Source organism: Kineococcus indalonis (genome assembly GCF_009906395.1).
GTDB lineage: Bacteria > Actinomycetota > Actinomycetes > Actinomycetales > Kineococcaceae > Kineococcus > Kineococcus indalonis.
The window spans coordinates 1-10,579 of the sequence record NZ_JAAALM010000078.1; the positions used below are offsets into that span (position 1 = coordinate 1).

The 10,579-nt window shown below is 74.5% G+C and carries 8 protein-coding genes; 3 read left to right on the plus strand and 5 right to left on the minus strand.

Annotated elements, in window-relative coordinates:
- Window position 1 precedes the first annotated feature (1 nt).
- Window positions 2-1,990 carry an acetate--CoA ligase gene (gene acs, locus GTR00_RS06140; protein WP_166610754.1) on the plus strand — a complete coding sequence of 663 codons (1,989 nt, stop codon included), beginning with the start codon at window positions 2-4 and terminating at the stop codon, window positions 1,988-1,990.
- Window positions 1,991-2,040: 50 nt separating this feature from the next.
- Here acs and GTR00_RS06145 read toward each other — a convergent pair whose 3' ends face one another.
- Both GTR00_RS06145 and ndk read right to left on the minus strand, forming a co-directional pair.
- A complete protein-coding gene (locus GTR00_RS06145; RefSeq protein WP_407659616.1) occupies window positions 2,041-2,457 on the minus strand; it encodes a VOC family protein in 417 nt (138 codons plus the stop codon).
- A 101-nt stretch (window positions 2,458-2,558) separates the two neighbouring features.
- Window positions 2,559-2,993, minus strand: a complete 435-nt coding sequence (gene ndk / locus GTR00_RS06150) for a nucleoside-diphosphate kinase (RefSeq protein ID WP_166610755.1) — start codon at window positions 2,991-2,993, stop codon at window positions 2,559-2,561.
- Between the two features lie 90 nt (window positions 2,994-3,083).
- Here ndk and GTR00_RS06155 point away from each other — a divergent pair, with 90 nt between their 5' ends.
- Together GTR00_RS06155 and GTR00_RS06160 are read left to right on the plus strand one after the other, a co-directional pair.
- Window positions 3,084-3,338, plus strand: coding sequence for a hypothetical protein (locus tag GTR00_RS06155; protein ID WP_166610756.1), 255 nt, complete (start codon window positions 3,084-3,086; stop codon window positions 3,336-3,338).
- 140 nt (window positions 3,339-3,478) lie between these two features.
- The gene (locus GTR00_RS06160; protein ID WP_166610757.1) at window positions 3,479-4,930 is read left to right on the plus strand and encodes a sugar porter family MFS transporter; all 1,452 of its coding nucleotides are present in this window, start codon (window positions 3,479-3,481) and stop codon (window positions 4,928-4,930) included.
- 67 nt (window positions 4,931-4,997) lie between these two features.
- On the opposite strand, the gene GTR00_RS06165 is transcribed toward GTR00_RS06160, so the two are convergent.
- From GTR00_RS06165 to ileS, 3 genes are all read right to left on the minus strand, one after another.
- Window positions 4,998-5,384 (minus strand): DUF4233 domain-containing protein, encoded by a 387-nt coding sequence (locus tag GTR00_RS06165; RefSeq protein ID WP_166610758.1) that lies wholly within the window; start codon window positions 5,382-5,384, stop codon window positions 4,998-5,000.
- Window positions 5,381-6,817 carry a bifunctional folylpolyglutamate synthase/dihydrofolate synthase gene (locus GTR00_RS06170; protein ID WP_205705198.1) on the minus strand — a complete coding sequence of 479 codons (1,437 nt, stop codon included), beginning with the start codon at window positions 6,815-6,817 and terminating at the stop codon, window positions 5,381-5,383. The genes GTR00_RS06165 and GTR00_RS06170 overlap by 4 nt, the downstream gene beginning before the upstream one ends.
- A 98-nt stretch (window positions 6,818-6,915) precedes the next feature.
- Entirely contained in the window at window positions 6,916-10,179 is a 3,264-nt protein-coding gene (ileS, locus tag GTR00_RS06175) for an isoleucine--tRNA ligase (protein WP_166610759.1), read from the minus strand.
- Window positions 10,180-10,579 lie beyond the last annotated feature (400 nt).

The window sequence follows — 10,579 nt, forward strand, 5'->3', positions numbered from 1 at the left end:
CATGAGCACCGCCCCCGCCGAGAAGCACCTCGTGTTCCCCCCGCCGCCGGGGTTCGCCGCGCGGGCCAACGTGGGGCCGGAGGAGTACGCGCGCGCCGAGGCCGACCCGGAGGCGTTCTGGGCCGAGCAGGCCGGGCGGCTGCAGTGGGAGGAGCCGTGGCACACCGTCTTCGACGGCTCCACCCTGCCGACGGCGCAGTGGTTCGTCGGCGGCCGGCTCAACGTCGCGGTGAACTGCGTGGACCGGCACGTGGCCGCCGGGCGCGGGGACAAGGTCGCCCTGCACTGGGAGGGCGAGCCCGGCGACAGCCGCACGATCACCTACGCGCAGCTGCAGGACGAGGTGTGCCGCACCGCCAACGCCCTGCAGGAGCTCGGCGTCGGCCACGGCGACCGGGTCGTGCTGTACCTGCCGGTGCTGCCGGAGACGATCGTGGCGACGATGGCGTGCGCGCGCGTGGGGGCCGTGGTGTCCCTGGTGTTCGGGGGGTTCTCCGCCGAGGCGCTGCGCTTCCGGGTGGAGGACACCGGCGCCAAGCTGCTGGTGTGCACCGACGGGCAGTTCCGCCGCGGTCGGGCGGTGGCCGTCAAGGGCGCCGCCGACGCCGCGGTGCAGGGCCTGGAGCACGTCGAGCACGTCCTGGTGGTGCGCCGCACCGGCGAGCTGACGCCGGACGTGCCGTGGACGCCGGGGCGCGACGTGTGGTGGCACGAGCTGGTGGACCGGCAGAGCACCGAGCACGCCGCCCCCGGCTTCGACGCCGAGGACCCGCTGTTCATCATCTACACCTCCGGCACCACCGGGCGCCCCAAGGGCCTGGTGCACACCAGCGGCGGCTACCTCACCCACACGTCCTGGTCGCACTGGGCCGTCTTCGACGTCAAGGACGACGACGTCTACTGGTGCCAGGCGGACCTGGCCTGGGTCACCGCGCACAGCTACGAGATGTACGGGCCGCTGTCCAACGGCGTCACGCAGGTCATCTACGAGGGCTCCCCGCTGACCCCGCACCCGGGCCGGCACTTCGAGGTCATCGAGAAGTACGGCGTGACGACCTACTACACCGCCCCCACGCTGGTGCGGACGTTCATGAAGCACGGCCCGGAGCTGCCGGCGCGCTTCGACCTGTCCTCGCTGCGGCTGCTGGGCTCGGTGGGCGAGGCGATCAACCCCGAGGCGTGGCTGTGGCTGCACCGGGAGGTCGGCGGCGGGCGCTGCCCCATCGTGGACACCTGGTGGCAGTCCGAGACCGGCGCGGCGGTCGTGGCCCCGCTGCCGGGGGTGACGCCGCTCAAGCCCGGCTCGGGCACGCTGCCGCTGCCGGGGCTGGCGGCCACCGTCGTCGACGAGCACGGCCGCGAGACCGCGCCCGGCGAGACCGGCGTTCTCGTGATCACCCGGCCCTGGCCGGGCATGGCCCGCACCGTGTGGCGCGACCACGCGCGGTTCGTGAAGTCCTACTGGGAGCCGTACGCCGAGCAGGGCTGGTACCTGGCCGGCGACGCGGCGTCCAAGGACGCCGACGGGTACGTGTGGATCGGCGGGCGCATCGACGACGTCCTCAACGTCTCCGGGCACCGGCTGTCCAGCATCGAGCTGGAGTCGGCGCTGGTGGCGCACCCGCGGGTCGCGGAGGCCGCGGTCGTCGGCGCCCCGGACGCCACGACCGGCCAGCGCATCGTCGCCTTCGTCATCCTGCGCGGCGCGGCGCCGGCGGACGGCCCGCGCGGCGCGGCGGCGGAGGGCGCGCTGGCCGAGGAGCTGCGCGCGCACGTGGCGCGGGCGATCGGCCCGGTCGCCAAGCCCCGCGACGTGGTGGTGGTGGCGGACCTGCCCAAGACCCGCTCCGGCAAGATCATGCGCCGGCTGGTGGCGGACGTGACGGCCGGGCGCGGCGGCGGGGACGTCACCTCGCTGCAGGACGAGTCGGCGCTGGCCGCCGTGGAGGCCGCCTGGGCGCGCTACGCCGCCTCCCGCCCCGGCGCCTGACCGCCCGCCCAGGCACCCGGGCGCCGCCGCGCGGCGGCGCCCGGCCGCGCTCAGGCGCCGGGGCCGCCGGCCTGCGCGGCGGCCTCGAGGTCCATCCAGCTCAGCTCCCACACGTGCCCGTCGGGGTCGCGGAAGCTCACGCCGTACATCCAGCCGAAGTCCATCGCCGGGGCGTACTCCGAGCCGCCGTTGGCCAGGGCCCGCTCGCGCAGGTCGTCGCACTCCTCGCGGCTGGACGCCGACAGCGCCAGCATCACCTCGGTGGTGCCCGGCGCCGCCGGCTCCGAGTGCAGGAAGCCCTTCCACTTCTCCGGGGAGTGCAGCAGGGCGATGACGTTCTCCTCCACCGTGACGCAGGTGGTGCCGTCGTCGCTGAAGTCGGGGTTCTTCGCGAAGCCCAGCGAGGTGAAGAACTTCTCGGACGCCCCCAGGTCGCTCACCGGGAGGTTGATGAAGATCATGCGCACGGTGGTCTCCTCAGCCGCGGGGCCCGGGCGGGCCCTCCTGCTCGTGGAGACCCCAGCGTGGCGCAGGACTCACCGGCGCGACAGGGGTCGGGGGAGGCGCGTCAGAGGTTCGGGAACCACAGGCCGATCTCGCGGGCCGCGGACTCCTCGGAGTCCGAGCCGTGCACGAGGTTCTGCTGCACCTTCAGGCCCCAGTCGCGGCCCAGGTCGCCGCGGATCGTGCCGGGCGCGGCCGTGGTGGGGTCGGTGGTGCCGGCCAGGGAGCGGAAGCCCTCGATGACCCGGTGGCCCTCGACGACCGCGGCGACGACCGGCCCGGAGGACATGAACTCCACCAGCGGCTCGTAGAACGGCTTGCCCTCGTGCTCGGCGTAGTGCCCGGCGAGCAGCTCGCGGTCGGCGGTGCGCAGCTGCAGCGCCACCAGCGCGTAGCCCTTGGCCTCGATCCGCCGCAGCACCTCCCCGGTCAGGTCGCGCCGGACGCCGTCCGGCTTGACGAGGACGAGGGTGCGCTGGACGTCGGTCTGCGTGGCCACGGCCCGCACCCTAGCGGAGCCCGGCCCACCGGCCGGCGGCTGGCAGGATGGTCGCCCCACCCGCGAGACGAGAGCACGAGGAGGGCCGCCGTGGGCCTGCGCAGCGACCGCGAGGACACCCGGGCGCAGCAGGAGGCCCTGCGCACCGCGCGCGAGGAGGCCGCCGAGGTGCTGGCCGAGCTGGCCGCCGAGGCCAGGGCGCTGTCCAAGGCGTACGCCTCCCGCTCCGCGCGCGTGCCCGACGGCTCGGCCCTGGCCGGCCTCGTCGACGCCGCCCGCCGCGCCGAGGAGGCCGTGGACCTGGCCGCGCACGACCTGGCGACCGCGCGCGGCGAGGACGCCTGAGGCGCACCCCGGCTCCCCCGGGGGCGCACCGGGCGCGTCCCGGGGTGCACACCGGGATCATCGGGCGGACCATCGGGCACGGGCTCCGCACCGGGGCACCACGTCCACTGCGACGTCGCCCGAGCGGGAGGGGACCCGGCATGTCAGCGGAACGACCCAGTGCCGACGCCGAGGAGCGCCAGCGCACGACCACCAAGGTGGTCCTCATCTCGGTGGTGGCCGCCATCGGCGGCTTCCTGTTCGGCTTCGACACCGCCGTCATCAACGGCGCGGTGGACGCCGTCGCCGACCAGTTCGGGCTCAGCGGCTTCCTGGAGGGCTTCGCCGTCTCCTGCGCCCTGCTCGGCGCGGCCGTCGGCGCCTGGTTCGCCGGGCGCATCGCGGACCGCTTCGGCCGCAAGTCCGTCATGGTCATCGGCGGCCTGCTCTTCGCGATCGGCGCGGTCGGCTCGGCCTTCGCCTTCGCCGTGTGGGACCTCATCGCGTGGCGCGTGGTCGGCGGCGTCGGCGTCGGCGTCGCCTCCGTCATCGCCCCCACCTACATCGCCGAGGTCGCGCCCGCGTACATCCGCGGCCGGCTCGGCTCGCTGCAGCAGCTGGCCATCACCGTCGGCATCTTCGCCGCGCTGCTGTCCGACGCCTTCATCGCCAACACCGCCGGCGGGGCCGGGGAGACCACCTGGTTCGGCTGGGAGGCGTGGCGGTGGATGTTCCTCGTCGGCGTGATCCCCTCGGTGGTGTGGGCGTTCCTGGCCCTGCAGGTGCCCGAGTCCCCGCGCTACCTCATCGCCAAGGGCGAGACGCAGAAGGCGACGGACGTGCTGCGCCAGGTCCTCGGCGCCCTGAGCCCGGCGGCGCTGCAGCGCAAGGTCGCCGACATCCGCGCCAGCATGCAGCGCGAGGACGAGCCGAGCCTGCGCGACCTGCGCGGCCCCCGCTTCGGCCTGCAGCCCATCGTGTGGGTCGGCATCCTGCTGTCGGTCTTCCAGCAGGCGGTCGGCATCAACGTGATCTTCTACTACTCCACCTCGCTGTGGAGGTCCGTCGGCTTCGAGTCCAGCGACGCGTTCACGACCTCGACGATCACCTCCGTGACCAACGTCGTCGTCACCTTCATCGCCATCGCCACCGTCGACAGGATCGGCCGCAAGCCGCTGCTGATCGCGGGGTCGCTGCTGATGTTCGTCTCCCTGGCCGTCATGGCGGTCGCCTTCTCGCAGTCCGTCGGCTCCGGCGAGGAGCTCAGGCTCCCCGGCGGCTGGGGCCCGGTGGCCGTCGTGGCCGCCAACCTCTTCGTCATCGGCTTCGGCGCCACGTGGGGCCCCATCGTGTGGGTGCTGCTGGGCGAGATGTTCCCCAACCGCATCCGCGCCGCGGCCCTGGCCGTGGCCGCGGCCGCGCAGTGGCTGGCGAACTTCACGATCTCCACGACGTTCCCGCCGCTGGCCGAGCTGGGCCTGACGTTCGCCTACGGCCTGTACGCCGCGTTCGCGCTGGTGTCGTTCTTCTTCGTCCTCAAGGCGGTGCCGGAGACGAAGGGGCGCGAGCTGGAGGAGATGGGCACCGACTCCGGCGCCCCGCACCGCGCCTGACCCCACCGGGACGACGACGCCCCGCTCCCGGTTCCCCGGGGCGGGGCGTCGTCGTCCCGGCGAGGGGTCAGGCGCCGTCGGGGCCGCGCCGCTCGCCCAGGCCCCGCGCCACCTGGTCGCGCTCGCGCTCCACGCGCGTCCCCACGCGCAGGCACGCGAACCAGATGCCGGCGAAGGCGACGCCGATCGCGACCATGGTCCAGCGGAACGCCTCGGGCACGACGAAGCCGGAGGCGACGATGACGACCTGCAGGACCCAGCCGAGGGCGTAGCCGGCGCGCGAGCGCAGCACCCCCGCGCACAGCACGCACAGCAGGGCGAGCACGCCGCCGGCGATGAGGTACGAGCCCTGCTCCTCGCGGTGCAGGGCGGTGGCGGCCAGGGTCGCGAAGAACACGACGAGGGCCTCGGCGACCAGGGTGCTCGCGGCGAGCACGCGCTTGGGGTGCCTCACGCCGCACCTCCCCGGCCGAGCAGGACGCGGGCGTCGCCGGCGAGGACCACCGAGCCGGCGACGAGCACGCCGGCGCCGGGGCCGCCCTCGGACTCGGCGAGGTCCACGGCCTGCGCGAGGGCCGCGTCGAGCCGGTCGGCCACGTGGACGCGGTCCTCGCCGAAGACGTCCTCGGCGATCTCGGCGAGCTCGGCGGGCTCCAGGGAGCGCGGGGAGGAGGAGCGGGTGACGACGACCTCGGCGAGGACGGGTTCGAGGGCGGCGAGGACGCCGTCGACGTCCTTGTCGCCGGCGACGGCCACGACGCCGACGAGGCGGGAGAGGGTGAACGCCTCGGCGACGGCCTCGGCGAGGGCCCGGGCCCCGGAGGGGTTGTGGGCGGAGTCCACGAGGACCGCCGGGGAGGTGCGCAGCAGCTCCAGGCGGCCCGGGGAGGTGACGTCGGCGAAGGCTGCCTCCACCAGGCCCGGCGGCAGGGCGTCGCCGGGCAGGGCGAGCAGCGCCTCGGCGGCGGCGAGCGCGGTGGCGGCGTTGTCGGCCTGGTGGGCGCCGTGCAGGGGCAGGAGCACGTCGGTGTAGAGGCCGCCACGGGTGCGCAGCGAGACGAGCTGGCCGCCGACGGCCAGGGAGCGCTCCTGCACGCCGAAGTCGGCGCCGTCGCGCAGCACGGTGACGCGCTCGGCGGCGGCCCGGGCCAGCAGCACCGCCGCGGCACCCTCCTCCTGCCGGCCCATGACGAAGGTGGCGCCGTGCTTGACGATGCCGGCCTTCTGGCCGGCGATCTCCTCCAGCGTGGAGCCCAGCCACGCCTCGTGGTCCATGGAGACCGGGGTCACGACGGCGACGTCGGGGCGCACGACGTTCGTGGTGTCCCACGTGCCGCCCAGGCCGGTCTCGACGACGGCGACGTCGACGGGGGCGTCGGCGAAGGCGGCGAAGGCCATGAGGGTGAGCACCTCGAAGAAGCTCAGCCGCGGCTCGCCGCGCTCGGCGGCGCGGGCGTCGACGATGCCGACGACCGGCTCGACGTCGTCCCAGGCGCGCACGAACGCGGGGCGGCCGATCGGCTCGCCGTCGATGGCGATGCGCTCGGTGACCTCGGACAGGTGCGGGCTGGTGAAGCGGCCGGTGCGCAGGTCGTGCTCGCGCACCAGGCGCTCCACCATGCGGGAGGTGGACGTCTTGCCGTTGGTGCCGGCCACGTGCACGACGCGGTACGACAGCTGCGGGTCGCCCAGCAGCCCGCACGCCTCGCGCACCCGGTCCAGGGTGGGGTGGATGCGGTGCTCGGGGTTGCGGGCCAGGATCGCGGCGACGACCTCGGCGTAGCGGGGGTCGTCGTCCGCCCCGGAGGCGCGCCGCTCCTCGCGGCGGCGCCGCTCGGCGCCGGTGAGCGCGGGGCGGCGGTCCTGCGGGACCCGCCCGCGGCGCAGGGCGTCGCCGCCGAACACGACGTCGTCCTCGAAGACGCCCGGCTCGAGGTGGACGTGCTCCTCGCCGCGCTCCTCGCCGTGCCTGCCGCCGGTGCCGTTCACCGCTCCTCCGTCTTCTCGACCGCGACGCGGACCTCGTGGCCCTCCACGGAGGCCACGAGGGTGGCCCGCTCCACCGGCAGGGCGTCGGCCTGCGCGGAGGAGCCGAACTGCTGGGCCAGGGTCTCCTCGACGACGAGGTTCTGGTGGGTGACCAGGGCCTCCCACACGGGGCCGTCGGCGGCGACGGTGAGGCGGATGCGGTCGGACACGTGCAGGCCGGCGTCGCGGCGGGCCTGCTGCACGAGGCGGACCACGTCGCGGGCGACGCCCTCGGCGGCCAGCTCGGGCGTGACGGTGGTGTCCAGCACGACGAAGCCGCCGCCGTCCAGGGCGGCCGTGGCCAGGCCGGGGTCCCCGCCCTCGACGGTGGTGCTCAGCTCGTACTCGCCCTGCTCCAGCTCGATGCCGCCGGCCACGACGGTGCCGTCGGGGCGCTCCTCCCAGTCGCCGGACTTGGACGCCCTGATGGCCTGCTGCACCGCCTTGCCCAGGCGGGGCCCGGCGGCGCGGGCGTTGACGGTGAGCTTGGCGCGCACGCCGTGCTCGACGGCGCGGTCGACGTGGCCGAGGGCGACCTCGCGCACGTTCACCTCGTCGCCGACGAGCTGCGCGAACGGCTCCAGGGCGGCCGGGTCGGGCACGAGGACCTCCAGGCGCCGCAGCGGCAGGCGCACCCGCAGCCCGCCGGCCTTGCGCAGCGCCAGCGCCGAGGAGCACGCCGAGCGGGCGGCGTCCATGGCGGCCACCAGGGCGGGGTCGGCGGGCAGGTCCACCGGGTCGGGCCAGTCGGTCAGGTGCACCGAGCGCCCGCCGGTCAGCTCGCGCCACACGTGCTCGCCGACCAGCGGCAGCAGCGGGGCGAGCAGCCGGCTGGTGGTCTCCAGCACGGTGTGCAGGGTGTCCAGGGCGTCGCGGGCGCGCTCGGACTCCCCGTCCCAGAACGCGGCGCGGGAGCGGCGCACGTACCAGTTCGTCAGGACGTCGAGGAACTGGCGCACGCTCTCGCAGGCGCCGGCGATGTCGTACGCGTCGAGCTGGTCGGTGACCGCGACGACGGCGTCGTGCAGCTTGGCCAGCACGTAGCGGTCCAGGACGTCCGGGGAGCTGGTGCGCCAGCGCGGGGTGTGGCTGGAGGTGCCGGAGTACAGCTGGAAGAACTGGAAGGTGTTCCACAGCGGCAGCAGCACCTGGCGCACCGAGTCGCGGATGCCCTGCTCGGTGACGATGAGGTTGCCCCCGCGCAGCACCGGCGAGCTCATGAGGAACCAGCGCATGGCGTCGGAGCCGTCGCGGTCCAGCACCTCGGAGACGTCCGGGTAGTTGCGCAGCGACTTGCTCATCTTGCGCCCGTCGTCGCCCAGCAGGATGCCGTGCGAGACGCAGGTGCGGAACGCCGGGCGGTCGAAGAGCGCGGTGGCCAGCACGTGCAGCGTGTAGAACCAGCCGCGGGTCTGCCCGATGTACTCGACGATGAAGTCGCCCGGGTAGTGGCTCTCGAACCACTCGGTGTTCTCGAAGGGGTAGTGCACCTGGGCGAACGGCATGGAGCCGGACTCGAACCAGCAGTCCAGGACCTCCGGCACCCGGCGCATGGTGGACTTCCCGGTCGGGTCGTCGGGGTTGGGCCGGGTGAGCTCGTCGACGTGGGGGCGGTGCAGGTCCGCCGGGCGCACGCCGAAGTCGCGCTCGAGCTCGTCCAGCGAGCCGTACACGTCGGTGCGCGGGTGCGCGGGGTCGTCGGAGACCCACACGGGGATGGGGCTGCCCCAGTAGCGGTTGCGGCTGATGGACCAGTCGCGCGCGCCGGCCAGCCACTTGCCGAAGGAGCCGTCCTTGACGTGCTCGGGCACCCAGGTGATGTCCTGGTTCAGCTCGACCATGCGGTCGCGGATCGCGGTGACCTTGACGAACCAGCTGGAGACGGCGCGGTAGATCAGGGCGTTGCCGCAGCGCCAGCAGTGCGGGTAGGGGTGGTCGTAGGTCTCCTGGCGCAGCAGCACCGCCCCGCTGGGCAGGCCCTCCTTGAGGGCGCGCGCGATGGGCTTGTTGGCGTCGAAGACGTGCTGGCCGGCGAGGTCGGGCACCTCGGCGGTGAAGCGGCCGCGGGCGTCGACGGGCACCACGGGCACGATGCCGGCGGCGTCGGTGACGGCCTTGTCGTCCTCGCCGAAGGCGGGGGCGATGTGCACCAGGCCGGTGCCGGAGTCGGTGGTGACGTAGTCGGCGGGCAGCACCTGGTGGGCGTTCTCGCGGCCCTCGAAGTAGCCGAAGGGCGGGCGGTAGCGCTCCCCCAGCAGGTCCGCGCCGCGGAAGCGGGCGCTGACGCGCGAGGCGGCGTCCTCGCCGAGCTCTCGGGCGTGGTGGCCCAGGCGCTCCTGGGCGAGCAGGAAGCGCCGGCCCTCGTGGGCGGTGCCGGGCGCGCCGTCGACGACGACGTAGTCCAGCTCCGGGTGCACGGCCACGGCGAGGTTGCTGGGCAGCGTCCAGGGCGTGGTGGTCCAGATGAGGGCGAGCACGCCGGCCAGCTCGGGGTGGCGCTCGGAGCCCAGCATCGGGTAGCCGACGGTGACGGCGGGGTCCTGCCGGTTGCGGTAGACGTCGTCCAGGCGCGTCTCGGAGTTCGACAGCGGCGTCTCGCAGCGCCAGCAGTACGCCAGCACGCGGAAGCCCTCGTAGACCAGGCCCTTGTCGTGCAGCGTCTTGAACGCCCACATCACCGACTCCATGTAGTCGGTGTCGAGGGTCTTGTAGTCGTGCTCGAAGTCCACCCAGCGCGCCTGGCGGGTGACGTACTCCTCCCACTCCTTCGTGTAGCGCAGCACGGAGGTGCGGCACGCGTCGTTGAACGTCGCGATGCCCATCGTCTCGATCTCGGACTTGTGGGTGATGCCGAGCTGGCGCTCGGCCTCCACCTCGGCGGGCAGGCCGTGGGTGTCCCAGCCGAAGCGGCGCTCCACGCGGTACCCGCGCATGGTCTTGTAGCGGGGCACGACGTCCTTGACGTACCCGGTGAGCAGGTGGCCGTAGTGCGGCAGGCCGTTGGCGAAGGGCGGGCCGTCGTAGAAGACGAACTCGCCGGCGGCCGAGCCGCGGCGGGCCTCCACGCTGGCGGCGAAGGTGCCGTCGGCGGCCCACGAGTCGAGGACGGCGCGCTCGACCTCCGGGAAGCGGGGGCCGGAACCGCTCTGCTCGGAGCGGTCGGCGGCCGCCTGGGCCGCCTGGCCGGTCTGGTTCGGTGCCTGGTCCGTGACCTCGGACACGTGCGCTCCTCGACGACGTCGCTGCTGCTCGCGGGGACGACTCCCGCCGGGGCCGGCGGTGCCGCGGTACCACCCCGCTTGCCGTCGGCGCCCCTCCCCGCGGGGAGGCGCGACGACGACCGCTCGTCGCCGGCTGTCACGGGCCGGACCCGTCCGGGTCTAGTGGGGCTCCCGGCGCTGCACCGGGGGCCCGTTCTTCCGGAGGCTCACCGGTGATGGCCGGGTCGACGCCTGTGCACCCGATCCTAACGGGAGCGGGCGCCGGGCGCTGCCGGGGTCCGGGGCGGCGCCGGGCGGAAGTACCTGTCACCAGCGGTACCGCGTACCGGCGCTGCGGCGTACTGTGGCCGCGGGCCGCGAGGTGAGCGGCCCGCCGCCACCGAACGAGGAGGTCCCGTGG